Source organism: Paraburkholderia sp. BR13444 (assembly GCF_040948755.1).
Classification (GTDB): domain Bacteria; phylum Pseudomonadota; class Gammaproteobacteria; order Burkholderiales; family Burkholderiaceae; genus Paraburkholderia; species Paraburkholderia youngii.
In genome coordinates, this window is record NZ_JBFPKM010000005.1 from 82,402 (window position 1) to 106,354 (window position 23,953).

At 65.5% G+C, this 23,953-nt stretch carries 22 protein-coding genes; 18 read left to right on the plus strand and 4 right to left on the minus strand.

The window, feature by feature from the left end; genetic code table 11:
* The 10 genes from AB3X95_RS16125 to AB3X95_RS16170 all read left to right on the plus strand — a co-directional run bounded on the left by AB3X95_RS16125 (position 1) and on the right by AB3X95_RS16170 (position 11,828).
* Positions 1–1,518 carry an efflux transporter outer membrane subunit gene (locus AB3X95_RS16125; protein WP_176368488.1) on the plus strand — a complete coding sequence of 506 codons (1,518 nt, stop codon included), beginning with the start codon at positions 1–3 and terminating at the stop codon, positions 1,516–1,518.
* Positions 1,515–2,795, plus strand: a complete 1,281-nt coding sequence (locus AB3X95_RS16130; RefSeq protein WP_176379740.1) for a paraquat-inducible protein A — start codon at positions 1,515–1,517, stop codon at positions 2,793–2,795. Before AB3X95_RS16125 ends, AB3X95_RS16130 begins: the two co-directional genes overlap by 4 nt.
* Entirely contained in the window at positions 2,779–4,398 is a 1,620-nt protein-coding gene (locus AB3X95_RS16135) for an intermembrane transport protein PqiB (RefSeq protein WP_368621879.1), read from the plus strand. The genes AB3X95_RS16130 and AB3X95_RS16135 overlap by 17 nt, the downstream gene beginning before the upstream one ends.
* Positions 4,395–4,994: a membrane integrity-associated transporter subunit PqiC gene (locus AB3X95_RS16140; protein ID WP_368621881.1), complete on the plus strand. Its 600-nt coding sequence runs from the start codon at positions 4,395–4,397 to the stop codon at positions 4,992–4,994. Before AB3X95_RS16135 ends, AB3X95_RS16140 begins: the two co-directional genes overlap by 4 nt.
* A 178-nt stretch (positions 4,995–5,172) precedes the next feature.
* Positions 5,173–7,509, plus strand: a complete 2,337-nt coding sequence (locus tag AB3X95_RS16145; RefSeq protein WP_368621882.1) for a DUF3141 domain-containing protein — start codon at positions 5,173–5,175, stop codon at positions 7,507–7,509.
* A 94-nt stretch (positions 7,510–7,603) separates the two neighbouring features.
* On the plus strand, positions 7,604–8,539 hold the full coding sequence (locus tag AB3X95_RS16150; RefSeq protein ID WP_176120529.1) for a phosphate acetyltransferase: 936 nt from the start codon (positions 7,604–7,606) through the stop codon (positions 8,537–8,539).
* Positions 8,540–8,543: 4 nt separating this feature from the next.
* Positions 8,544–9,719, plus strand: coding sequence for an acetate/propionate family kinase (locus tag AB3X95_RS16155; RefSeq protein WP_368621883.1), 1,176 nt, complete (start codon positions 8,544–8,546; stop codon positions 9,717–9,719).
* Between the two features lie 12 nt (positions 9,720–9,731).
* Positions 9,732–10,514 (plus strand): enoyl-ACP reductase FabI, encoded by a 783-nt coding sequence (fabI, locus tag AB3X95_RS16160; protein ID WP_176120531.1) that lies wholly within the window; start codon positions 9,732–9,734, stop codon positions 10,512–10,514.
* A gap of 20 nt (positions 10,515–10,534) precedes the next feature.
* Positions 10,535–10,792: an RNA-binding protein gene (locus tag AB3X95_RS16165; protein WP_176107432.1), complete on the plus strand. Its 258-nt coding sequence runs from the start codon at positions 10,535–10,537 to the stop codon at positions 10,790–10,792.
* A gap of 19 nt (positions 10,793–10,811) precedes the next feature.
* On the plus strand, positions 10,812–11,828 hold the full coding sequence (locus AB3X95_RS16170) for a hypothetical protein (RefSeq protein ID WP_368621884.1): 1,017 nt from the start codon (positions 10,812–10,814) through the stop codon (positions 11,826–11,828).
* A gap of 15 nt (positions 11,829–11,843) precedes the next feature.
* On the opposite strand, the gene AB3X95_RS16175 is transcribed toward AB3X95_RS16170, so the two are convergent.
* Both AB3X95_RS16175 and AB3X95_RS16180 read right to left on the minus strand, forming a co-directional pair.
* Positions 11,844–12,431, minus strand: a complete 588-nt coding sequence (locus AB3X95_RS16175) for a hypothetical protein (RefSeq protein ID WP_176368495.1) — start codon at positions 12,429–12,431, stop codon at positions 11,844–11,846.
* A gap of 18 nt (positions 12,432–12,449) precedes the next feature.
* The gene (locus AB3X95_RS16180; RefSeq protein ID WP_176107434.1) at positions 12,450–12,923 is read right to left on the minus strand and encodes a glycine zipper family protein; all 474 of its coding nucleotides are present in this window, start codon (positions 12,921–12,923) and stop codon (positions 12,450–12,452) included.
* 282 nt (positions 12,924–13,205) lie between these two features.
* Between AB3X95_RS16180 and AB3X95_RS16185 the strand changes: the two genes are divergently transcribed.
* From AB3X95_RS16185 to AB3X95_RS16220, 8 genes are all read left to right on the plus strand, one after another.
* Complete coding sequence (locus AB3X95_RS16185; RefSeq protein ID WP_260332238.1) at positions 13,206–14,744, plus strand: DUF3300 domain-containing protein; 1,539 nt, start codon at positions 13,206–13,208, stop codon at positions 14,742–14,744.
* A 9-nt stretch (positions 14,745–14,753) separates the two neighbouring features.
* Positions 14,754–15,713, plus strand: a complete 960-nt coding sequence (locus AB3X95_RS16190; protein ID WP_176368497.1) for a DUF2950 domain-containing protein — start codon at positions 14,754–14,756, stop codon at positions 15,711–15,713.
* Positions 15,714–15,795: 82 nt separating this feature from the next.
* Positions 15,796–17,547: a SulP family inorganic anion transporter gene (locus AB3X95_RS16195; protein ID WP_368621885.1), complete on the plus strand. Its 1,752-nt coding sequence runs from the start codon at positions 15,796–15,798 to the stop codon at positions 17,545–17,547.
* Between the two features lie 18 nt (positions 17,548–17,565).
* Entirely contained in the window at positions 17,566–17,994 is a 429-nt protein-coding gene (locus AB3X95_RS16200) for an RT0821/Lpp0805 family surface protein (protein WP_176120537.1), read from the plus strand.
* A gap of 86 nt (positions 17,995–18,080) precedes the next feature.
* Positions 18,081–18,953 carry a VOC family protein gene (locus tag AB3X95_RS16205; protein WP_368621886.1) on the plus strand — a complete coding sequence of 291 codons (873 nt, stop codon included), beginning with the start codon at positions 18,081–18,083 and terminating at the stop codon, positions 18,951–18,953.
* 417 nt (positions 18,954–19,370) lie between these two features.
* Positions 19,371–21,104, plus strand: coding sequence for a PQQ-dependent dehydrogenase, methanol/ethanol family (locus AB3X95_RS16210; protein WP_184226814.1), 1,734 nt, complete (start codon positions 19,371–19,373; stop codon positions 21,102–21,104).
* Positions 21,101–21,721 carry a cytochrome c gene (locus AB3X95_RS16215; RefSeq protein ID WP_184226815.1) on the plus strand — a complete coding sequence of 207 codons (621 nt, stop codon included), beginning with the start codon at positions 21,101–21,103 and terminating at the stop codon, positions 21,719–21,721. The genes AB3X95_RS16210 and AB3X95_RS16215 overlap by 4 nt, the downstream gene beginning before the upstream one ends.
* Before the next feature lie 14 nt (positions 21,722–21,735).
* On the plus strand, positions 21,736–22,398 hold the full coding sequence (locus AB3X95_RS16220) for an ankyrin repeat domain-containing protein (RefSeq protein ID WP_184226816.1): 663 nt from the start codon (positions 21,736–21,738) through the stop codon (positions 22,396–22,398).
* 9 nt (positions 22,399–22,407) lie between these two features.
* On the opposite strand, the gene gph is transcribed toward AB3X95_RS16220, so the two are convergent.
* The gene (gph, locus tag AB3X95_RS16225) at positions 22,408–23,100 is read right to left on the minus strand and encodes a phosphoglycolate phosphatase (protein ID WP_368621887.1); all 693 of its coding nucleotides are present in this window, start codon (positions 23,098–23,100) and stop codon (positions 22,408–22,410) included.
* Positions 23,091–23,918 (minus strand): HAD family hydrolase, encoded by an 828-nt coding sequence (locus AB3X95_RS16230; RefSeq protein ID WP_368621888.1) that lies wholly within the window; start codon positions 23,916–23,918, stop codon positions 23,091–23,093. The genes gph and AB3X95_RS16230 overlap by 10 nt, the downstream gene beginning before the upstream one ends.
* Between the last annotated feature and the right edge of the window lie 35 nt (positions 23,919–23,953).

Here is a 23,953-nt window from a genome sequence, read left to right on the forward strand (position 1 = left end):
ATGCGCGGCACGGCACCGACCCGTCTGCTCGCCTGCGTCATGCTGCTCGCGCTGAGCGGATGCCTGCTAGGCCCCAACTACCAACGCCCGGCGGTCGAGGTGCCAGCCACCTATCGTTTCGCCCAGGGCGAGGCCGCGGGCATCGCCAACGCCGTATGGTGGGAGCAGTTTCAGGACCCAGTGCTCGATCAGCTGATCGCCACCGCGCTGCAGGACAACCGCGACGTGAAGGTCGCGGCCGCCCGGGTCGACGAGTTTCGCGGGATGTTCGTGACCACGCGTTCCGGGCTGTTCCCGCAAGTCTCGGCAGGCGCCGAGGCGTCGCGCCAACGCGTCTCGCAGGTCGAAGCCGTGACGGTGCCCAAGGGCGTGAGCCCCGTCTACAACCAGTTCGAAGCGACCCTGGCGGTGTCCTGGGAACTCGATCTGTTCGGCAAGGTGCGCCGCGAAACCGAGGCGGCGCGCGCGAATCTGCTCGCCAGCGAAGAGGGCCGCCGCGCGACGATTCTGACGCTGGTCAGCTCGGTCGCGTCCGCCTATATCAATCTGCGCAGTCTGGACCGGCAGCTCGAGATCGCGAAGGAGACCGTGCAAAGCCGCGCGGAATCGGTGCGCGTGTTCGAGGCGCGTTTCCGCTACGGCGAGGTCTCGCAGATGGAACTCGCGCAAAGCCAGTCGGAGTATCAAGCCGCGCAGGTCACGGTGCCGCAGCTCGAAGCGCAGATCGGCCAGCAGGAAGACGCGTTGTCGGTGTTGATCGGCAGGAATCCCGGCGCGATTCTGCGCGGCCGTGAGCTGGCGCAGATGGGCACGCCGCCGATTCCCGCGGGGCTGCCGTCCGAACTGCTCGAACGCCGTCCCGATCTGCTGGAGGCCGAGCAGACGCTGGTCGCGCAAAACGCGCTGATCGGCGCGGCGCGCGCGTTGTACTTCCCGTCGATTTCGCTGACCGGGCTGTTCGGTTCGGTCAGCGCGCAGTTCTCGAATCTGTTCACCGGACCGGCGCGCGTGTGGTCGTTTGCGGGCAGCGTCACGCAGCCGATCTTCACGGCGGGCAACATCACCGGCCAGGTGCATCAGGCCGAAGCGCGCCAGCAGGAAGCGCTGTACTCGTATGAAAAGGCGATCCAGGTGGCGTTTCAGGAGGTCGAGGACTCGTTGCTCTCCGTCCAGAAGACACATCAGGCACTCGATGCGCAAAACCTTCAGGTCGAAGCGCTGGTCACGTATGCGCACCTCGCGAGGCAGCGTTACGAAGGCGGCTATACGAGCTATATCGAAGTGCTCGATGCGGAGCGCAGCCTGTTCAACGCGCAATTGAGCTATGCGCAGACCCAAGGCGCGGTGCTGGCCTCGTACGTCACGCTCTACAAGGCGACGGGCGGCGGCTGGGTGGCCGAGGCGGAAAAAATGACTGCACCGCCGGCCGCGCCGCAAGCGTCGCCAGCGATGGCCCCGGCCTCGCAGAACTTGACCGCGCCGGGTGGAACGTCGGGTGCAGTGGAGGCGGCGAGATGACGGGCAACGAGCTGATCGCGTGCGAAGAGTGCGACCTGCTTCAGCTCGGCGCGCCGCCCGCCGCCGGCAATGCGTTGCGCTGCCAGCGTTGCCGCGCGGAGCTCAGGCGCGGACGCTCGAACGGGCCCGAGTATGCGCTCGCATTCTCGTGCGCGTCGGCGGTGCTGCTCGTGATCTCGAACGCGTTTCCGATCGTCGGTCTGTCGCTGAACGGCAATATCGTGCAGACGACGCTCGCGGGTTCGGTGCGCATGCTGTACACCCACGGCGCGTGGCCGCTCGCGTTGCTGGTCGGCCTCACGACGATCGTCACGCCGGTGCTGCAAACCGCGGCAATGCTGTGGCTGCTGCTGCCGCTGCACTTCGGGCGCGCACCGTGGCGCCCGGTCGAGTTCTTTCGCGTGTTTCAGCTCGCGCGGCCGTGGGGCATGACCGAGGTGCTGATCCTCGGTCTGCTGGTCGCGCTGGTCAAGCTCGCGCATATCGCGAAGGTGGTGCCGGGCACCGCGCTGTGGTCGTTCATCGCGCTGATGCTGCTGCTCGCGGCCGCGGCGGCGACGTTCGATCCGCGCGAAGTGTGGTCGCGCATCACGGCGGCGCGTGGCGCGCAAGCTTGGCAATTGCCGCCGATCCGCGTGCGCCGCAACGCCATCACGGCGGCTGCCTACGGGCTCGTGCTGTGCGAAGAATGCGGCCTGCTGCTCAAGCAGCCCGGCGGCGCCGGCAAGCATGTCTGTCCGCGCTGCAAGGCGCCGTTGCACCAGCGCAAGCCCGCGAGCCTGTCACGCACGTGGGCGTATCTGGTCGCCGCGATGGTGCTCTATATTCCGGCCAACGTGCTGCCCGTGATGGACACGAGTTCGCTGTTCGGCTCGCAGAAGGACACGATCCTGAGCGGCGTGGTCTATCTGTGGGTATCGGGCTCATGGCCGCTCGCGGTGCTCGTATTCATCGCGAGCATCGCCGTGCCGATGCTGAAGATTCTCGGCATCGGCTATCTCGCGTTGTCCACGCAGCTTCGTTGGCAATGGCTGCCCGGGCAGCGCACGCGGATCTATCGGCTGATCGAGCTGATCGGGCGCTGGTCGATGCTCGACATCTACGTAATCACGATGCTGGTCGCGCTGGTGCAGTTCCAGGCGCTCGCGACGATCAAGGCCGGCCCGGCGGCGGTCGCGTTCGGCGCGGTCGTCGTGCTGACCTTGCTCGCCGCGATGGCGTTCGATCCGCGCCTGATGTGGGACGCTATGGAGACCGAACGTGTCCACTCCGACTGAAGAGCCCGAGCTGCCCGCCGCCGAGCCGGTACCGCGCTCGCGCTGGCGGATGCAACTGGTCTGGCTCGTGCCGATCGTCGCGATCCTGATCGGCGGTTGGCTCGCGGTGAAGGCGGTGATGGAGCGCGGCGAGCAGATCAGCATCAGCTTCAAGACCGGCGACGGTCTCGAAGCAGGCAAGACGAAGCTCAAGTTCAAGGACGTCGACATCGGCGTGGTCGAAGCGGTATCGCTGACGCCGGATCACAAGCGCGTGGTGGCCAAGGCCGAGGTGACGCGTGACGTGTCGGACCTGCTCGTCGACAACACGCGCTTCTGGGTCGTGCGTCCGCGCATTTCGGGCGGCACGGTGTCGGGGCTCGGCACGTTGCTGTCGGGCTCGTATATCGACGTCGATGTCGGCAATTCGCCGAAAGCACGACGCAGTTTCGTCGGCCTCGAAGAGCCGCCCGCGATCGCGAGCGACGTGCCGGGGCACGAGTACACGTTGCACGGAGTTGGACTCGGCTCGCTCGACGTGGGCACGCCGGTGTTTTTCCGCAGAATCCAGGTGGGCCAGGTCTCGTCGTTCCACCTGGACCCGGACGGCCGTGGCGTCACGGTGAAGGTGTTCGTCAACGCGCCCTACGACCGGTTCGTGAGAACCGACACGCGTTTCTGGCACGCGAGCGGTGTCGACATGTCGTTCGACAGCAACGGCTTGCGCCTCGAAACGCAGTCGATCGTGTCGATCATCATCGGCGGGATCGCGTTCGAATCGCCGCCGGGATCGCAGGTAGAGACGAGCGCCGATAGCGGCACCCGGTTCGAGCTGTACCCCAGGCGCGCCGACGCGATGGAGCAGCACGATCGCATCGTCGACATGTACGTGGTGAATTTCACCGATTCCGTACGCGGTCTGACGGTCGGCGCACCTGTTGATTTCCGCGGTGTCGTGATCGGCGAAGTGACGGCGATCTACACGCGCTTCGATGCGAAGACTCGCCAATTCAGCATTCCGGTCGAAATCAATCTTTATCCGGAGCGGTTCACGTCGCGCTATCAGAACGACGGCGCTGGCGACGGCGGACGGCTCGTCGAGAACCCGCACGCGCTCGCGAACTACCTCGTCGAGCGAGGCTTGCGCTTCCAGTTGAGAAGCGGCAATCCGCTGACGGGCCAGCTCTATCTCGCGGTGGATTTTTTCCCCGACGCGCCGAAGGCGTCGATCGACTGGACCAAGACGCCGCCCGAAATGCCCGCGACTCCGCGCACGCTGCAATCGCTGCAGGACTCCGTCTCGCGATTGCTGACCAAGATCAACAACATCCCGTTCGAGGATATCGGCAAGGACGCGCGCTCGACGCTGCGCACCACCAACGCGATGCTCGGGCAGCTCCACACCCAGGTCGTGCCGAAAGCGTTCGACACGCTGCTGTCGGCGCAATCCACGCTCGATTCGGCGAATGCCGCGCTGCAGCCGGACTCGTCGCTGCAGCAATCGACCGAGGACGCGATGCGTGAGCTGACCCGTACCGCGGCGTCGCTGCGCACCTTGTCCGACTATCTGGCGCAGCATCCGGAGTCGCTCGTGCGCGGCAAGTCGGAGGGCAAGAAGCCATGACAGATGCGATGGTCCGCTTATCGGCCTGCCTGATGCTCGCGCTCGCCGCCGCTCTGCTCGGCGCCTGCAAGTCGCCGGCGACGAACTTCTACACGCTGAGCCCCGACGAATCGCTGAGCGGCACCGGCGTGAGCCGGCCGATCGCGGCCGTGATCGGTCCGGTCACGATTCCCGAGATCGTCGACCGGCCGCAGATCGTCACGCGGATCGGCAACAACGAGGTCGAGGTCAACGAATTCGACCGCTGGGCGCAGCCGCTCGGTGGCGACATCGGCCGTGTGATCGCGGCCGATCTCGGCGCACTGCTGAACTCGCAGCAGATTTCGGTGTTCGATGCGGTACGCGATCCATCCGTCGTCTGGCGCGTGCGGATCGACGTGATGCGCTTCGAGTCCGTGCCCGGGCGCGACGTCACCGTCGACGTGCTGTGGGCCGTGCGCCCGCCTGGCAAGATCCGCGCCGTCACCGGCCGCTCGGTGGCTCGCGAGAGCGTGTCCGGTCCCGGCTTAGAGCCGATCATCGCCGCGCATGATCGCGCGCTCGCCTCGGTGAGCCGCGATATCGCCGCCGCCGTGCAGGCGAATCCCGCGCAATGACGCGTCGCGCTGCGTCACTTCGACACGCACAGCGCCCGAACCCGGGTGCAGCGTCGGGTCGCGCGCATAATAAGACCTTGGTCCGATTGCCACAGGCCAGGGCCAAATCCACGATTCAATCGATGCACGGCGCGTGCGTCCGCAGCGATCGTGACGCGCACCTTTCAGGAGTCTTCCGATGGACGCTGAAACGCTGTTGTCACAAAGCCAGGACATTGCCTCGAAAATCACCCGCGTGCTGCAAAAGCGCACGCAAATCGCGCAGCAGCATCTGAACGAACGGGTCACCGAAACGCTCGGCCTCGATCACGATGGCGCGCCGACTGCAAGCGCGATGCCCGCGTCATTCGATCCGCTCACCGCGTGGCAATACACGGTGGATGCCGCGCAGCGTTCGCTGCTCTTCTGGGACACGCTATACCGGCGCGGCAACGAATTCGTCGAACGCAGCGTCAGCGGTCCGACGCCGGTGCTGCATTTCGAGTACGACATGCTGCTCGACGGACGCACGTTCGAGCGGCCGGTCAACTATGCGCTGCTGCAACTACGTCCGCTCGAAGGCGTGGGCGTCGACGTGCGCAAGCGCCCGTATCTGATTATCGATCCGCGCGCGGGCCACGGCCCCGGCATCGGCGGCTTCAAGGACGATTCGCAGGCGGGCATCGCGCTGCGCGCGGGCTATCCCGTCTACTTCGTGGTGTTCTTTCGCGACCCCGAACCCGGTCAAACTCTGCTCGACGTGTGCAATGCCGAGCAGCGCTTCGTGCGCAAGGTGCGCGCGCTGCATCCGGACAGTCCGAAGCCCGCGATCATCGGCAATTGCCAGGGCGGCTGGGCGGCGATGATGCTCGCCAGCTCCGACCCCGAGGAGACCGGCCCGATCGTCATCAACGGTGCGCCGATGTCGTACTGGAGCGCGGCCTGGAGCGAAGGCGAGGGCGACAACCCGATGCGCTACGCGGGCGGCATGCTAGGCGGCGCGTGGCTCGCGTCGTACGCGGCGGATCTCGGCAACGGCAAGTTCGACGGCGCGTATCTGGTGCAGAACTTCGAGAACCTGAACCCCGCCAACACGTTCTGGGACAAGTACTACCACCTGTATTCGAACGTCGATACCGAACCGCCGCGCTTTCTGGAATTCGAGCGCTGGTGGGGCAGCTACTACCTGATGAATCGCGAAGAGATCGAATGGATCACACGCAACCTGTTCGTCGGCAACAAGCTGTGGTCGGGCGGTGTGACGAACAGCAGCGGTCAGGCGTTCGATCTGCGTGAAATCCGCTCGCCGATCATCCTGTTCGCGTCGATGGGCGACAACATCACGCCGCCTCAACAGGCGTTCAACTGGGTCGCGGACCTGTACGGCAGCACCGAGGAGATCAAGGCGCGCGGCCAGGTGATCGTCGGTCTGACGCACCAGAACATCGGGCATCTGGGCATTTTCGTGTCCGGCAAAGTCGCGAAGAAAGAGCACAGGCAGATCGTCTCCGTGCTCGAGACCATCGAGACGTTTCCGCCCGGGCTCTACGGCATGACCATCAACGAGACGAGGAACGCGGCCGGAGAGATCGATTACGAAGTGGAATTTCATGAGCGGCGGCTCGAGGAGATTGCCGGGCGCTTGAACCGCTTCGGCCGCATCGACGAAAAGCCGTTCGAAGCGGTCGCGGCGGTGTCCGATATGAATCAGCGCATGTATGAACTGTTCGCGCAGCCGTTCGTGCAGGCGATGTCGAACGAAACGAGCGCCCGCATGCTGCGCCAGTTCCATCCGCTGCGCTGGCAGCGCTGGGCCGTTTCCGCGATGAACCCGTGGCTTGGCTGGCTGCCGGCGGCGGCGCAGTCGGTGCGTGAGAATCGTCAGCGGACCGGCGCGGATAACCCGTGGAGCAAGCTCGAACGCAACGGCTCGCAAATGATCAGCGCGTCGCTCGACTATTACCGCGCGATGCGCGACGCGGTGACCGAGGCCGGCTTCTTCAGCGTGTACGCGAACCTGTATGCGACGTACCTGAGCAAGCCCGCGGCCGACGGCGCGCCCGCACAGGCCGGCGCGATCGATCCGCGCGAGCTGCCGTTCGTGCGCACCGCGTTGGAGGCGATCGGCGACGGCGGCTACACGGAGGCGCTCGCGCGCGCGGCCTTCCTGTTGTCGCAAAGAGGCGAGACGTTGCCGCTCGCGCGCTACGAGCTGCGCAAGGAGATCGCCGAAAGCTACGCGGAGTACCTGCCTGACATCAGCAGCGATCACTGGCGGCGCATCCGGGGCGAGCAGGAAATCATCGTCAGCCTCGAACCGGACCAGGCGATTGCGACGCTGCCTAAGCTGCTTTCCCATAGCGAGGACCGCGAGCGCTTTCTGCAACTGCTCGACAAGCTGGCGAGCGATGAGCGCGTGTTGAACGCGTCGCCCGACGCCGCGCAAAAGGACGCGTTCGAACGCATCCGCGCGGTGCTGGGTTCGCGAGTGAACCGCAAGCGCGACGCCCGTTTGCCTGACCCCACGCGCATGTGAACGTGCGGTGCGATGCGCGGCCGGACGCAAGCGTGACGCAACGGCGCATCGCGCGTCACGAATCTAACGCGTTGTACACACGAGGAATAAGCCGATGGAAAAGCACGCGAAGTATCAGCGCCTGATCGAGTTCTGCCAGACGCTGCCGGCGATGCCGACAGCGGTCGCGCACCCGTGCGACCAGAGTTCGCTGCAGGGCGCCGTCGAAGCGGCGAGCATGGGCCTGATCGAGCCGGTTCTAGTCGGGCCGCGCGTCCGTATCGAAGCGATCGCCGCCGAGCACGGCATCGACATCTCGGACTTCACGATCGTCGATGCAGCGCATAGCCATGCCGCAGCCGCCGCAGCCGTGCAACTGGTGCGCGAAGGCAAGGCCGAGGCCATGATGAAGGGCAGCCTGCACACCGACGAATTGATGGCCGAGGTGATTCGCCGTGACACCGGCCTGCGCACCGAGCGGCGCATCAGCCATTGCTTCGTGATGGACGTGCCCGCGTACGAGAACGCGCTGATCATCAGCGACGCCGCGATCAACATCGCGCCGACGCTCGAAGAGAAGGTCGACATCCTGCAGAACGCGATCGATCTTGGGCACGCGCTGAAATTTGAAGAAGTCCGCGTGGCGATCCTGTCCGCGACCGAGAGCGTCAATCCGAAGATTCCATCGACGGTGGAAGCGGCGGCGCTGTGCAAGATGGTGGACCGCGGGCAGATCACCGGCGGGCTCGTCGACGGTCCGCTTGCACTCGACAACGCGATCAGCCTCGAAGCCATGCGCATCAAGAAGATCGAGTCGCGGGTGGCGGGACGCGCCAATGTACTGGTGGTGCCGGACCTCGAAGCGGGCAACATGCTGGCGAAAAGCCTGTCGTTTTTGGCCGGCGCGGACGCGGCGGGCATCGTGCTCGGCGCGCGCGTGCCGATCATTCTGACGAGCCGCGCGGATTCGCTGTCGACGCGTCTCGCGTCGTGCGCGGTCGCCGCACTGGTGGCGAAGGCAAGGCGCGAGGCCGCCAAGGTGGTCGGGTGACGCCATGTCGGATGTGATCCTCGTATTGAACGCAGGCTCGTCTAGCCTCAAGTTCCGAGCCTTCGACGCGCAACACGCGCAACTCGAGCTGATTCTGCGCGGCCAGATCGAAGCGCTTTACACGAACCCGCGTTTTCGCGCGACCGATCGCGACGGCAACGTCAGCTCGCACGAATGGGGCGACGGCCATCGCCTCGGCCATCAGGGCGCGATCGAATATCTGGGCGGCTTTTTGCGCGAGCACGGCAGCGGCAATCAACTGAAGGCGGTCGGGCATCGTGTCGTGCATGGCGGACAGCGCTTTGCCGGCCCCGTCCTCGTGACCCCCGAGGTCATCGACCAGCTGGACAGCCTGAGCCCGCTCGCGCCGCTGCATCAGCCGCATAACCTCGCGCCGATTCGCATCCTTGCGCAACTGCGTCCCGACCTTCCACAGGTCGCGTGCTTCGACACCACGTTTCATCGCACGCAGACCGAGACCGCCCAGGCCTATGCGCTGCCCCCGTCGATTACCGACCACGGCGTGCGGCGCTACGGCTTTCACGGGCTTTCGTACGAATACATCGCGAGCGTGCTGCCGGAAATCGCACCGGACGCGGCGGCGGGGCGCACCGTGGTCGCGCATCTGGGCAACGGCGCGAGCATGTGCGCGATGGTCGCGGGCAAGAGCGTGGCCAGCACGATGGGCTTCACGGCGGTGGAAGGCCTGCCGATGGGCACGCGTTGCGGCAGCCTCGACCCCGGCGTGATTCTTTATCTGCTCGACGAGCTGAAGATGGATTCGCAGGCGATCGCGGACCTGATTTACAAGGGCTCGGGGCTGCTCGGCCTGTCGGGCATCGGGGGCGACATGCGCGTGCTGCTCGACAGCGACGACCCGCGCGCGCGCTTTGCCATCGACGTCTACACCTACCGCATCGGGCGCGAACTCGGCAGTCTCGCCGCGGCGATGCAAGGTATCGACGCGCTGGTGCTGACGGCCGGCATCGGCGAGCACGCGGTCGAGATTCGCGAGCGCATCGTGCGCGACGCCGCGTGGCTCGGCGCCGAACTCGACGACGCGGCCAATCGGGCGAACGGGTCGCTGATCACGACCGCTTCGAGCAAGCTGGCGGTCTGGGTCGTGCCCACCAACGAGGAACTGATGATTGCCCGTCACACGCGCGCTATCGCCCCATAGAGGAGTTTCACCATGTCTGTCGAGCAACCGCGTTTGATTCTCGAAGGTGCGAAGGCCCTCGTGACCGGCGTCGCCAACGAGCATTCGATTGCCTATGGATGCGCGAAGGCGTTTCGCGAGCTCGGCGCGAGCGTCGCGCTCACCTATGCGAACGACAAGGCGCTTCCTTATGTGGAACCGATCGCCAAAGCACTCGATGCCGAGATCTTCATGCCGCTCGACGTAACGGGCGAGGACGAAATGGAGGCCGTGTTCGACCGGATCGAGAAAACATGGGGGGAGCTCGACATTCTCGTTCACGCCGTTGCATGGGCACCCAAAGCGGATCTGCAGAGCGGCTTGCTGCAATCGTCACGCGAGGGCTTCCTGAGCGCGATCGATATCTCGTGCCATTCGTTCGTGCGGATGGCGCGCCTCGCCGCGCCGCTGATGAAAGACGGCGGCACCATGCTGACGATGAGCTACTACGGCGCGAACAAGGTGGTGCCGAACTACAACCTGATGGGCCCCGTCAAGGCGGCGCTCGAAGCCTGCGCGCGCTATCTGGCGTTCGAGCTGGGACCGAAGGGCATCCGCGTGCACGCGATTTCTCCCGGCCCGCTGCAGACTCGCGCCGCTTCGGGCCTGAGGGATTTCGAGCTGCTGCTCAACGAAGCGGTGCAGCGCGCGCCGCTCGGCGAACTGGTCGACATCATGGACGTCGGCTATACCTGTGCGTTTCTGGCCACGCCGTATGCGCGGCGAGTGTCCGGTTCCACCTTGTATATCGACGGTGGATTGAACATCGTCGCTTAGGGTCTGGAGGAGTAAGCATCATGGCTGAACTGTTTCTTGGAAACGTCGAGGAAAGCGTCTCCGACGAAGAGATCGGCGAGTTCCTGATTCGCTACGGATTCCCGCGCTTCAGCTCGATCCAGCGGGTGCCCGGCACGGGTTCGCGTCCGGGTGCGGTGGTCGTCTTCGACGACGTGCCCACGGACGGGCTGCGCATACTGCAAAGCCGCGTGCATAACCTGTTCTGGAAGAACCACACGATCGTCGCGCAGCTGCTGCCGGAGCGCGACGAGTCGTAACGGGCGACGGGAGCCGGAGATGGGTCTGTTGTCGTGGCTGACGAAGCGCAGCGCTGCCCAGGAGAGCGACGATCAGCAGGCGCAGGAAATCGTCGAGCGGATCGTCGGGCTCTGTCCGTCGTTGCGGCTCGCGCGCAACTATGCGTCGCGCCTGCGGCCCGCCGTGCAACACACGCTCGCCTATCTGGACCGGCTCGCCGATGAAGTGCCCCCCGCGCGCGAAGCGAGCGCGGCGGCGTGGGCGACCGACCCATACATCCACGCCTTTTTCGCCACACCCGACGACGTCTGCCCGGTATTCAACCGCTCCCAAGAGCTGAATCAGTTCTTCAACGACCATCCCGTTGCCGATCCGGTATTCGCGGTGCTCGGCATGGCCTTCGACGAGCGGCGCGTTTTCGGCGTCGGCCAACGAGGCGAGACGACCCAGACCGACCTCGCGCAGACGACCCTCAACTTCAGCGATCACCAGGTGCGCGTGTGCGGCGAGTCCGAAGCCGCGTTGCGGCATGAAATCCTGTTGCGGATCGTCGATCAGCTCGTGCTCGAAGGCCTCGGCAAGATCGAGGCCGAGACCTCGCGGCAGGACGCATTGGAACGCGAAAGAGCGCTGCTGAAAACGCGTCTGACGATTCTCGAACGGCAAGGAGCGGGCGTGCGCTCGCTGCTGGGTAGCGACGCGTCGTCGAATTACGCGGAGGTGGCGAAGCTGCAGGCGCAGATCGAAGAGAACGATCAGGCTCTAGCGCAGCTGGGCCTGAAGACCGAGGCGCTGGAGCGGCATCTCGACGTGATGTGCGGTGTACTGCAGGCGCCGGACGCGCATGTCTACGTGCGCAAGAGCAAATACCGGCTCGACCGGATGAACGTCGTCGTGGAAGAGGGAGATACACGGCCCGCGCATGAAATCGAGTTTCGCCTTGCGCATCTGCCGGCAAGTCCCAATGCGATGCGGGTTTTCTCGACGGTGCGTTTCCGACGCGCTGATTTTTCGCCGCCCCTCAGCGACCTCGCGCAAGCGCACCGCCTGATCTGACGCTTGCCGTGCCCGCTATTTGCCGGCAACCGGCTCCACGGCGATGGCCACGGCCTCGGTATAGACCGCTTGTATCTGGTCGCCCTTTTTGATCCGCTTCAGCTGTTCGGGGTCCTGCACCGCCAGATCGACCGTATTGCCTTGCGGGCCTTTCAGCGTGACCACGCCGCTCTGGTGATCGACCGCGATGACGTTAGCCATGATCGTGACCTGGCGCGAGGCCGAGCCGCCGGGTTTCGCGCCCTCCGGTGCACGTTCGAGCGTCTGCGTTTCGTTGGCGGTCAGCGGCGCGTTGCCTTTTTTCAGCATCATGGTCAGAGCTTGCGAATACTCGACCTTGACCACGTCGCCGACCTTGATCTGATCGAAGTTGCGCGCTTCCTCGCCGACCACGACCTGCACGACCTTGCCCTTCGCGTCCTTGAGCACGACGGTGCGTGTTCCGGGCTCGATGCTGACGACCGTCGACGTCGTTTTGACGGTGCTCGTTGCAGTGACTTTGCCGGGCTCGCTCTTGACCGTGACCGGTGCCTCCGTCTGAGCGAACCCCGTATTCGCGACACACACGAGCGCCGCCGCGATGATCAGTTTGCGGTTAATCATTCTGTTCCCCTTGCGTGGTCAATTGACGGTGTAACCCCGGCCCGACATGCATGCGGCGAAAGCGCGATTGAACGTGTCCATCGCGCCCTGTGTTTGCGCCTGCGAATTTGCCGCGGCCGCGCGCCGGTTCTGTCGCGCGCGCGATCCACCGACCATCGTGCCGGTCGCCGCGCCGATCGCCGCGCCCTTGCCGGCGTCTCCCGCAATCGCGCCGATGATCGCGCCGCCGGCCGCGCCGCGCGCGGCGCCCTGCACGCGCTCGCCGCCTCCCACCGCGGGGCCGGAAGGCGGGGGTGGGGCGTTGGCGACCTGGGTCGGATCGATGCCGGTATTGTTCTTCGCCCACGCATAGCAGGCCCCTTCGTCCTGCTGCTGTTGCTGCGGGCTCTGCCCTCTGGCCGGATACGCTATCGGCCTCGATTGCGCGATGCCTTCGAGCGATAGCGACGCAGTCAACGCGGCAATAACGGCATATTTCGTCGATTTGTTCACGACAGCTCCTTGCGTGGGCACACGCGGGTGCGAGTCGCCGGCTGCCTGTCGGTGCAGGCGTGAGGGCGCAACCGGCACCCGTGAATGGGAATTCTGATGGGACCGGTTGCCGCGCGGTGGATGCGCAGCAATGGCAGGTTCGCTTTCATCATGCTGTCGCGGGCTTGCTGCGCGCAATCGGACCAAGGTCGTATTTGCAATATCGTTTGTGATTTCCAAACTGTATTCATGCAACAGGTGCAGGTCGTTTCCATTGCTTCGGAGAACTGTCTGTCGAAGATTATGGCCGTGGACTGCCGCGTAGCGATGCAGCCCGAGGCCGCTGACGAAGCGCAAGGGGAAGCATCGATGGACCGCGATTCGCGTGCGCGTGCACGCACCATCCCGTTTGCAACGGCGCTCGACGACGAGCCGAGGCGCGCGCGACGCGTCAGCCATGTGCTGGGCGCCGCGCTTCTGGCGTGCTGCGGCGCATTCTCCACTACCGTGTCGCTGGCGCAGGCGCCGGCCGCGAACGCCCCGGCGAACGCGGCCAACGCGCCCATTCCCGCGGCGACGCTCGACAAGCTCGTCGGACCAATCGCGCTGTATCCGGACGACCTGATCGCGATCATCCTGCCTGCATCCACCTATCCGGTGGAAATCGTGCAGGCCGACCGGTTTCTCGACCAGTACAAGAACAACAAGTCGCTGAAGCTCAACGACGCGTGGCACGATCCGGTGAAAGCGCTGCTGAATTACCCCGACATCGTCAAGAACATGAGCACCGATCTCGACTGGACGATCGATCTCGGCGAAGCCGTCGTCGCCGATCAGGGCTCGGTGCTCGAAGCGATTCAGCGCTTCCGGCGCCAAACGCAGTCGGCGGGGCATCTGAAATCCGACGACAAGCAGGTCGTGGTCGTCGAGAAGGAAGTGATCAAGATCCAGCCGGCCGATCCGCAGGTGATCTACGTGCCGCAGTACAACCCGCAGACCGTCGTGGTGGCCAGTGCACCCGTGACCTACGCGTATGCGCCCACGCCATATCCGGCCTACTACTATCCGTACGCGCCCGGCGCCGCGCTCGCGACGGGGCTGATCTGGGGCGCGGCGATTACCGCCGCCTGGAACGGCGGGCACTATGAAACGCATTACGGGGGCGGCGGCAACAACAACATCAACATCAACCGCGAAAGAAACGTCGAGCGCGGCGATAGAACCGTTAACCGGGGCGATAGGAACGTGGAGCGCGGCAATATCAACAGCGGCAATGTCAACACCGGCGACATCAACCGCGGCGGTGGTCGCGGGCAGGGAGGCGGTACCTCCGCCTGGACCCCGGACAAGAAGCCGGGCCAGGTCAGCGGTATCTCGGATCGTTCGGCGCGCACGCAGCGGGTCGGCGATCCGCCGTCGCGCGGCGGCGGCGCGGGTGCGGGTGCGGGCGGTGGGTTGGCAGGCGGCAACCGCGGCGGAGCGGGCGGCGTTGCCGGCGCGAACTTTGCCGGCGGCGGTGCTGGCGGCGGTGCCGGTGCGAACTTCGCAGGTGGCGGCGCTGGCGCGCAAGGGCGGCCGCAGCCGTCCCAGCGTCCGACTGCGTCGACGGGCGCACGCGGCGGCGATGCGTTCAGCGGCTACGGCTCGGCGCGCGATGCGCAAGCCAGTAGCGCGCGCGGCGCGGCGAGCCGCCAGTCGGCGGCGCGTGGCGGCGGAGGCGGATACGCCGGTGGCGGTGGATTCGGCGGCGGTGGCGGCGGCGGATTTTCCGGCGGCGGGCGTGGCGGTGGCGGATTCACGCCGCGGGCCGGTGGTGGCGGCCGCGGCGGCGGACGGCGATAAGGAGCAGCCATGAGTGGGCAGAGCATCACCGGAAAGCGCGCACGCGACGTTTCGCGGCGACGCGTGACCTCATCGCGGCGGCTGTGCGCGATGGTGCTCGCGCTGTCGGTTCCGTTGGCCGCGTTCGCCGCAGGGCAGCGCACTTTCGCCACCCCGGAAGACGCGGTCGCCGCGCTGTCCAGCGCGCTGAAGACCGACGACGAAGCGTCGCTCGTCGCGATCTTCGGCGAAGCGCACAAGAGCCTCGTGGTGTCGCCGGATCAGGCGGAGAACGAGGCGAACTGGGCCAAGGCGAGCAAGGAGCTCGACGCCTATCACGTGCTCGACGACAGGGGACCGAACCGGCGGATTCTGCTGGTCGGCGACGAGGCGTGGCCGATGCCGATACCGATCGTCAAGGACGGCGGCGGCTGGCGCTTCGCGACCGAAGAGGGCGAAGAAGAACTGATCAATCGACGCATCGGCTCCAACGAACTCGCAGCGATCAGGGTGCTGGAGGCTTATCTCGACGCGCAGCGCCAATATGCGTCGCGCGACCGGAACCACGACGGCCTGCACGAATACGCACAGAAGCTGGCCAGCACGCCGGGCAAGCAGGACGGTCTCTACTGGCATACCGACGAAAACAGCGACGAAGAGGAAAGTCCGTTCGGCCCGCTCGTCGCGGCCAGCTCCGAATATCTGAAAGGCCATGCGGCGGGCGATCCTTACCGGGGCTACCACTTCCAGATCCTGACGCGGCAGGGCAAGAACGCGCCGGGCGGCGCGTTCAGCTACGTGATCAACGGGCACATGATCGCGGGGTTCGCGATGGTCGCTTATCCGGCGCAGTACGGCAAGAGCGGCGTGATGACCTTCGTGGTCAGCAACAACGGCGTGATCTACCAGAAGGACCGTGGCCCGCATGCGCCGCCGGTGACCGAATTCAACCCGGATCACACGTGGCAGCGCGTCAAGGATTCGCTCTGAACCGCTCGGGGTCGGCCGTGGCCACGCCCGCGCCGCGCGCCCGTGCTTCCGTCGGCTCCGCTTTCGTACTCGAGGCGCTACGTTGAACCACCCACCTGGCGTCACCGGCCTCGCGTCAGCCACGCCACCCGCGCGCGGGTGGCGCTCCGCGTTTCCGCCCGCGCAATGGCTGCGAAGCTATCAGCCGCGCTGGCTCGCGAAAGACGCGGTCGCCGGCGTGACGCTCGCGGCCTATGGCATTCCGGTATCGCTCGCGTATGCGTCGCTCGCCGGCGTGCCGCCGCAATACGGCATCTACGGCTATCTGGTGGGCGGCCTCTGTTACGCGCTGTTCGGTTCGTCGCGCCAGCTCGCGGTCGGCCCGACCTCGGCGATCTCGATGCTGGTCGGCGTGACGGTTGCGTCGATGGCCGACGGTGATCCGGCGCGCTGGGCTTCGATCGCCGCGCTCACGTCGGTGCTGATCGCGTGCATGTGCGTGATCGGCTGGCTGCTGCGCCTAAGTTCGCTCGCCAGCTTCATCAGCGAGACGATTCTGCTCGGCTTCAAGGCGGGCGCCGCGCTGACGATCGCGATGACCCAGTTGCCGAAGTTGTTCGGCGTGAAAGGCGGAGGCGAATTTTTCTTCGAACGGATCGCCGTTCTGTGGGGGCAGCTTCCGCTGACCAATGTCAGCGTGTTCGCCTTCGGCCTCGTTTGCATCGCGTTGCTGCTGCTCGGCGAAAAGCTTCTGCCGGGGCGTCCGGTGGCGCTCGCCGTGGTTGCTGCGTCGATCGTCGCGCTGTCCGTCACGTCGCTGGCCAGCCGCGGCTTTACGCTGGTGGGTGCGCTGCCTCAGGGCTTGCCTGAATTCCGTCTGCCGGGGCTGCGGGTAAGCGATGTCGATGGCATCATCCCGCTCGCGTTCGCGTGCCTGTTGCTCGCCTATGTCGAGAGCGTGTCGGCCGCGCGCGCGCTCGCGCAGGCACATGGTGACGAGATCGACGCCCGCCAGGAATTGCTCGGTCTCGGCGCGGCCAATCTTGCCGCGGGATTGTTCCAGGCGTTTCCGGTCGCGGGCGGGCTGTCGCAATCGTCGGTGAACGACAAGGCCGGCGCGAAAAGCCCGCTGGCGCTGGTCTTCGCGTCGCTGGCGATCGGCTTCTGTCTGATGTTCCTCACCGGACTGCTCGCGAATCTGCCCAACGTCGTGCTGGCGGCGATCGTGCTCGTGGCCGTGAAAGGCCTCGTCGATGTCCGCGAATTGCGTCATGTGTGGCGCGTGAGCCGCTTCGAATTCGCGATTTCGATGGTGGCGTTCGCGGCGGTGCTGCTGTTGGGCATCCTGAAGGGCGTGATCGTCGCGGTGCTGGTGTCGATGCTGCTGATCATCCGCCGCGCTGCGCATCCGCATGTCGCGATGCTCGGGCGTATTCCCGGCACGCGCTATTTCTCCGATCTCGAACGTCATGCCGAGAACGAGACGATTGCGCATGTGCTGGCGGTGCGGGTCGAGGCGTCGCTGCTGTACTTCAACGTCGAGCACGTACGCGAGACGATCTGGCGCATGATCCGCGCCGCGCCCGAGCCGGTGCGGCTCGTGATCTGCGATCTGTCGGCGTCGCCGGTCGTCGATCTGGCGGGCGCGCGCATGCTCAAGGCGATGCACGTCGCGCTGCAGGCGGCGGGCACCGGGATGAAGGTCGTCGGCGCTCACGCGGACGTGCGCGACCTGCTGCGCGCCGAGGGGCTCGAGGTTCGTGTCGGCCACATCAGCCGACGCGGCTCGGTGGCCGACCTCGTCGACGCATTCCAGCAAAACGGCGATCCCGCGGACGAAGCGGGTCGCGGATGATCTCGAGGAGAAAACCAAATGTCACGTCAATTCCTTCCCGGCGCGTGCGCGCTCACACTCGACGCCGTGCACTCCATCACGATCACGCAGTGGCTGACGGCAGCGGCGCTGCTCGCCAGCCCCGTCTTGTGCCATGCAGCGAACCTGAACTTTCTGAAAGACACGCCCGTCACCTACATGCACGAAGCCGACCGTAAAGCGCTCAACGATGCGGCGCAAAAGGCGCTCGATACGAAAAAGGATGGCGAATCGTACGAGTGGAGCAATGCGGGCACCGGCAATTCCGTTTCGATCACGGGCACGGTGACGCCGCAGGATACGACGAAGGATGGCGATCGAACCTGCCGGACCGCGACGCTGACCGCGGTTGCGAAAGGACAGACCCAAACCTGGACGCCGATCGTCTGCAAAACCGGCGATGGACCGTGGAAGGTACTGAAGAGATAAGCATCGCGCGTCGCTCGATACGAACCATTTGCGCTGTTGATGCATAATTTGCCCAGCGTTTCGCGGCTCATGCACAAGGCAGACACATGGAACACTCTTACGCTAACGACGATACCGGCAATCTGATCCTGCTCGAACACGTCAACCTGAAAATCCCCAACCAGATTCTCGCGACCGCCTTCTACGTCACCGGCCTCGGGCTCACGCGCGATCCGTTCGTGATGACCGGGGTCGAGAATATGTGGATCAACATCGGCCGCTCGCAGATTCACTTGCCGCACGGGGCGGCGCAACGTTTGCGCGGCAGTGTCGGTCTCGTGGTGGGTGAACTCGACGCGCTGGTGAGGCGTTTGCGCTCGGTCGAGCCGCTGCTCGCCGGCACCGGGTTCGGCTGGACGGAGCGCACAGGCAGTGTCGAAGTGACGTGTCCCTGGGGCAACCGCTACGAGTGCCTCGATCCCGTGAATCGAGGCACGTCGGCTCCGTGGTCGCAAATCGATCTGGGCATCGCGTTCGTGAAGATGGATGTGCCGGTCGGCAGCGCGCTGCCTATCGCGCGCTTTTACCGCGATATATTCGATGCGCCCGTCGACATCGAAGAGAAGCATGGCTTGCACCGCGCGATCATCGACATCGGCACGCATCAGCAACTGCTGTATGCGGAGACAACCGAGCCCATTCCTGAATACGACGGACACCACATCGCCATTTACACGGCGGCTTTTTCGGAGCCGTTCAGGCGGCTCGCCGAAAAAGGCCTCGTATATGGAGAGGAGCCGCATCAATACCGGTTTGCCGACCTCGTCGATCTGGCGTCCGGGGAGCGTTGCTTCAGGCTCGAGCACGAAGTGCGCAGCCTGCATCACCCGCTTTACGCGCGACCTCTGGTTAACCGCAATCCGGAACAGACGAACCGGAACTATCTGCCGGGCGCCGATTGGCGCGGCGGGCGGTTCTGATCGGCTCAATGAGCGGTCTATTCAGTGATAAAACTCATGAGCGTATTCGCCACGCCGGCTGTTCGGTTTCGACGCGTAGTGCACTCGTCGCAACGTAGGTGAAAACGATCACCAGGGCGGCAGTGACTGGCGACAACGGTGCGCGCCAATCGCTTGCTACTCCTTAACGCTTTACTCTAGAAAATCCACAACACATCGGCTACCCTTAATCGAGCCGGTTTGCCGCGGACCCGTGCATCACTTCCCCCCTCTGCGAAGCCGACCCGTCCTGACAGAGCTGAACAACGATTCGAAGCCGTACGCTTTTGTTGTCTGCGAGGGTTGCGCCACCGTGTTTTTTCACGCTGTCGTCCGCGTGGATCCATGTCGCACTCCTGCGCTGCAATTCATAGGAATATAAAAAGCTAGGAGACGCTCATGCCATTCAACCGTATTCAGGGAATTGTCGGCCTGCCACTGCTCGCCATCGCGTTCGGCTTGCCCGCGGCTCATGCCGCCGACGAAGTACAGAACAGCGCGACCACCACCGCCGCGCCGGTGCCATCGACGCTTCAGCCCGTCACCCAGGATCAGCTCGATCGCGCCGGCAGCATGACGGCGGCCTGGCTGCATTCGAACGGCTCGTATGCGCAGACGCGCTATTACCCGGGCTCGCAGATCAACAGGACGAATGTCGCGAAGCTCAAACCGGTGTTCATCTTCCAGACGGCTGTCAACGAGTCGATGGAAACGGCGCCGATCGTGAAGGATGGCGTGATGTTCCTGACCACGTCGTTCAATCATGTGTACGCGATCGATGCGAAGACGGGCAAGGAGTACTGGCATTACAAGCACAAGATGGGTCCGGTCACGACGTTCTGTTGCGGACCCAACAACCGTGGCGTCGCGATTTCGGGTGACCGTCTCTATATGGGCACGCTCGACTCCAAGCTCGTCGCGCTCGACGCCAAAACCGGCAACGTGCTGTGGCAAACCCAGATCGCCGATCCCGACCAGGGCTACTCGGAAACGATGGCGCCTGCGGTCGTCGACGGCAAGGTGCTGATCGGCACGAACGGCGGCGAGTACGGCATTCGCGGCTTCGTGAAGGCGTATGACGCGAATTCCGGCCAGTTGCTGTGGACTTTCTACACGATTCCCGAAACCGGCCAGGAAGGCGTGTGGGCGACCAAAGACGCGACCGGCCGCGACGAGAAGCGCGACATCGACGCAGAGAAGAAGCAGCTGGCCGACAAGGGCGGCGACTTCTACAAGACGCTCGGCGGCGGCGTGTGGATGACGCCGGCGATCGACCGGAAAACGAACACGGTGTACTTCATGGTCGGCAATCCGTCGCCGGACCTGTATGGCGCGATCCGGCCGGGAGACAACCTCTATACGGACTCGCTCGTCGCGATCGATCTCGACACCGGCAAGTACAAATGGCACTACCAGTACGTGCCGCACGACGTCTGGGACCTCGACGCGGTGAGCCCGCCGGTGCTGATCGACGTGCGCGACAACGACGGCAAGATGATCCCCGGCATCGTGCACGCGGGCAAGACCGGTCACGTGTACGTGCATGATCGTGCGACCGGCCGTCTGATCCGCTTCTCGCAGGCGATGATTCCGCAGGAAAACATGTGGACGCTGCCGACCGCGCCCGGCGCGCGCATGTTGCCGGGCGCGAACGGCGGCGTCGAATGGTCGCCGATCGCGTTCGATCCGCAGACGCGTCTCGTCTACGCGGCCAACCTGCATCAGCCGATGACGTACCAGGTCGAGGACGCCGCCTATCCGGGCGGTAGCAAGCTGTGGCTCGGCGGCGCGTTCAAGGTGATCCCGTCCGAGGCGCAATGGGGCAAGCTGTCGGCCGTCAACGTCGACACCGGCAAGATCGCGTGGGACTACAAGACCGACCAGCCGCTGATCGGCGGCGTACTCGCGACGGCGGGCGGCCTCGTGTTCAACGGCGAGGGCAACGGCCTGTTCCGCGCGTTCGATGCCGCGAACGGCAAGAAGCTGTGGGAGTTCCAGTGCGGCGCGGGCGTCAACGCGCCGGCCGTGTCGTACACGCTCGACGGCAAGCAATACGTGGCGGTCGCGGCGGGCGGCAATACGCAGCTCGACTACAAGCGCGGCAATAGCGTCATCGTGTTCGCGGTGCCATGAGGGGGCCGGCGCCGCGGGGAGCGCCGGGTGGGGCGCGCGCTGCATGGGTGGCGCTGCTGTGCGGCGGATTGATCGCCGCATGGCTGCCGTCGGGCGCGCGCGCCGACGCCGAGGCGGGCAAGGCGAAAGCGCAGGTGTGCGTGGCCTGTCATGGGCCGATGGGCAATTCGACCAATCCGGACTATCCGATCCTGGCCGGCCAAACCGCGCGCTATATATATCTGGAGCTGAAGGACTTCAAGCAGGGACGGCGCAGCGATCCGCGCATGTCGCCGATGGCGGCGAACCTGTCGGCCGAGGACATGCAGGACCTCGCCGACTACTTCGCCGCGCAGAAGCCCATATCGGTGCAGTTCAAAGCGGATGGCGCCAGCATAGAAGCGGGCAGCAGGAAGGCCGCCGAGGTGCTGTGCACGATGTGCCACCTGGGCGGCTTTTCCGGGCAGAACGAGATTCCGCGCGTCGCGGGCCAGCATTATCAGTACATCGTCAAAGAGTTGCAGGACTTTCGCTCGCACACGCGCACCAACGATGCGGGCAACATGGCCAGCGTGACGCGTAATCTGACCGACGACGACATCCATCATCTGGCCGCCTATATCAACAATCTGCAGTAGCGGGGGAAGACACAATGACAGACATGATCACTCGGCCACTTGTGGTTGCCGTTCTGCTCGCCGCCGCGTTCGGCGCTTGCGTGCCGGCGCTCGCGCAGGACCAGGGGGAAATCAACCGCCAACTGCTCGCGGCCGCGAAGGACGACGATCAGCAGTCGGTCGTCGCGGCGCTGCAGCGCGGCGCGTCGGTCGATGCGATGAACCGGATCGGCGACACCGCGCTCGTCACCGCGTGCAAGAAGGGCGATACGGCGATGGCGCGCACGCTGATCGAGCGCGGCGCGAACGTCCAGCATGCGAACGCGCCGGGCGATACACCGCTGATGGCCGCCGCCTACGGCGGCTTCGACGAGATCGTCGCGCTGCTGCTCGCGCATGGCGCCGATCCGCTCGCGACCGATCGCGTCGGCAAGACCGCGATGGAATACGCGGCGGGCGAGGGGCACACGAAGGTCGTCGGTCAATTGCTCGATGCCGGCGTCGACGTGAACCGGACCTACAAGAACGATCTGACCGCGCTGATGTGGGCGGCCGGCTACGATCGCGCGGAGACTGCCCAGCTGTTGCTCGCGCGCGGCGCGAACCGGTCGTTGAAGGACAACCGGGGAATGACGGCGAAAGACATCGCGGTACAGACGAAGTCGGCGCGGGTCGCGGGGTTGTTGTCGGCGAGTTAGCGGCTGGAATCAAGCGCGCAATGCCGGCCGCGCTTGCGCCAGAATCGCCGGCAACGCCTCGAACGAATCGATCAGCGCGTCGCAACGCGGCATGTCGGCGCCGCTCGCGCTGCCATAGCCATAGCTGACGATAAAGACCGGCAGACCGGCCGCGCGCGCCGCCGCGACATCGACCGATGAATCGCCGACCAGCACGCAACGTTCGGGCTCGGCGTCGAGCAGCCGGCACGCGTGCCAAAGCGGTTCGGGCGACGGCTTCATGCTCGCCACGGTGTCGCCCGCGACCAGCCCGTCCAGATGAGCGGCGAGCCCCGTTTTGTCGAGCAGCGCCGTCGCCAGCGCCTGCGGCTTGTTGGTCACGCATGCGCAGCGGTACCCGTGCTGCCGCAACGCGTGCAGCCCGGCCATCACGCCGGGATATACCCGACCCAGCTCCGCGTTGGTCACCGCGTAATGCCGCTCGAATACGTGCTGCGCGTGCTCCAGTTCGACATGCTGGCCGAGGCCCGCCGCGTTCAGCGAGCGTTGCACGAGCTTGCGCACGCCGTTGCCGATGAAGCCGGTCACCATGCCTGACGGCAGCGGCTCGGCGCCGAAGTCTTTCAGCATCAGGCCGGTGGCCGCGACGATGTCCGGCGCGGTATCGACCATCGTGCCATCCAGATCGATCAGGACAGCGTGGTAGCCGCGGTTCATCGCCATGACGCGCTCGCGTTCGCGTTCGCCTGGTCCGCGTTCAGTGCGCCGCGCGCGGCCGAATCGGGACGCCGCGTGGCGTCTTCATGCCAGCGACGCAGTGTCGCCAGATCCACCCAGCGATGCCATTCGCCGCGCACCATCGGAACGATCGGCGCATGCGGATCGCCGAGATGAGGCAACACGGCCAGCGCGCCATCGAAGTCCTCATGCGCGGTAAAAGTGCTCGGCGTGACGACGACCGGCACGCGCGCGGCGCGCGCCGCGAGCAACCCATTGCGCGAGTCCTCGAAGGCGAGGCAGGCTGCGGGCTGCAAGCCGAGCTGTTCGAGCACGTGTCGATAGACGTCGGGGGCGGGCTTTTTCGCCGGCGTGGTGCCGGCGTCGCCGATCGCCGCGAAGCGATGGCGCCAGCTGGCGCCGAAATGCGCGTGCAATAGCGCGTCGAGGTTGGCGGGCGTCGTGGTCGTCGCGATCGCCACGCGCAGGCCGGCCTCGTTCGCCTCGTCGATCAGACGCGCGATGCCGGGTCGCAGCGGCACGCCGCGCTCGCGCACGCGCTCGGTGTAGTGGCGCGTCTTCAGTGCGTGCAGCGCGTCGACGGCCTCTCGCGCTCGCGGGCCCGCGGCTTCCTCGCACTCGACCGTGCGCCAGTAATGCAGCAGACGCTCCTTGCCGCCCGCCACTTTCAGCAAGCCCGAATAGAGCGCTTCGTCCCAGAACCAGTCGAGGCCCGCTTCCGCAAACGCGGCGTTGAACGCTTGCAGATGAGCGGTCTCGGTGTCAGCGAGCGTTCCGTCGACGTCGAAGATGAGGGCTTGCATCGTGCGGTCCTCGCGAGGGGGGTGCCGTTCAGACA

Bases quoted from the DNA above. Each gene is read 5' to 3' on its own strand.
- AB3X95_RS16125 (WP_176368488.1), top strand. From the start codon at position 1: ATGCGCGGCACGGCACCGACCCGTCTGCTCGCCTGCGTCATGCTGCTC.
- AB3X95_RS16130 (WP_176379740.1), top strand. From the start codon at position 1,515: ATGACGGGCAACGAGCTGATCGCGTGCGAAGAGTGCGACCTGCTTCAG.
- AB3X95_RS16140 (WP_368621881.1), top strand. From the start codon at position 4,395: ATGACAGATGCGATGGTCCGCTTATCGGCCTGCCTGATGCTCGCGCTC.
- AB3X95_RS16145 (WP_368621882.1), top strand. From the start codon at position 5,173: ATGGACGCTGAAACGCTGTTGTCACAAAGCCAGGACATTGCCTCGAAA.
- AB3X95_RS16150 (WP_176120529.1), top strand. From the start codon at position 7,604: ATGGAAAAGCACGCGAAGTATCAGCGCCTGATCGAGTTCTGCCAGACG.
- AB3X95_RS16155 (WP_368621883.1), top strand. From the start codon at position 8,544: ATGTCGGATGTGATCCTCGTATTGAACGCAGGCTCGTCTAGCCTCAAG.
- fabI (WP_176120531.1), top strand. From the start codon at position 9,732: ATGTCTGTCGAGCAACCGCGTTTGATTCTCGAAGGTGCGAAGGCCCTC.
- AB3X95_RS16165 (WP_176107432.1), top strand. From the start codon at position 10,535: ATGGCTGAACTGTTTCTTGGAAACGTCGAGGAAAGCGTCTCCGACGAA.
- AB3X95_RS16170 (WP_368621884.1), top strand. From the start codon at position 10,812: ATGGGTCTGTTGTCGTGGCTGACGAAGCGCAGCGCTGCCCAGGAGAGC.
- AB3X95_RS16175 (WP_176368495.1), bottom strand. From the start codon at position 12,431: ATGATTAACCGCAAACTGATCATCGCGGCGGCGCTCGTGTGTGTCGCG.
- AB3X95_RS16185 (WP_260332238.1), top strand. From the start codon at position 13,206: ATGGCCGTGGACTGCCGCGTAGCGATGCAGCCCGAGGCCGCTGACGAA.
- AB3X95_RS16190 (WP_176368497.1), top strand. From the start codon at position 14,754: ATGAGTGGGCAGAGCATCACCGGAAAGCGCGCACGCGACGTTTCGCGG.
- AB3X95_RS16200 (WP_176120537.1), top strand. From the start codon at position 17,566: ATGTCACGTCAATTCCTTCCCGGCGCGTGCGCGCTCACACTCGACGCC.
- AB3X95_RS16205 (WP_368621886.1), top strand. From the start codon at position 18,081: ATGGAACACTCTTACGCTAACGACGATACCGGCAATCTGATCCTGCTC.
- AB3X95_RS16210 (WP_184226814.1), top strand. From the start codon at position 19,371: ATGCCATTCAACCGTATTCAGGGAATTGTCGGCCTGCCACTGCTCGCC.
- AB3X95_RS16215 (WP_184226815.1), top strand. From the start codon at position 21,101: ATGAGGGGGCCGGCGCCGCGGGGAGCGCCGGGTGGGGCGCGCGCTGCA.
- AB3X95_RS16220 (WP_184226816.1), top strand. From the start codon at position 21,736: ATGACAGACATGATCACTCGGCCACTTGTGGTTGCCGTTCTGCTCGCC.
- gph (WP_368621887.1), bottom strand. From the start codon at position 23,100: ATGGCGATGAACCGCGGCTACCACGCTGTCCTGATCGATCTGGATGGC.
- AB3X95_RS16230 (WP_368621888.1), bottom strand. From the start codon at position 23,918: ATGCAAGCCCTCATCTTCGACGTCGACGGAACGCTCGCTGACACCGAG.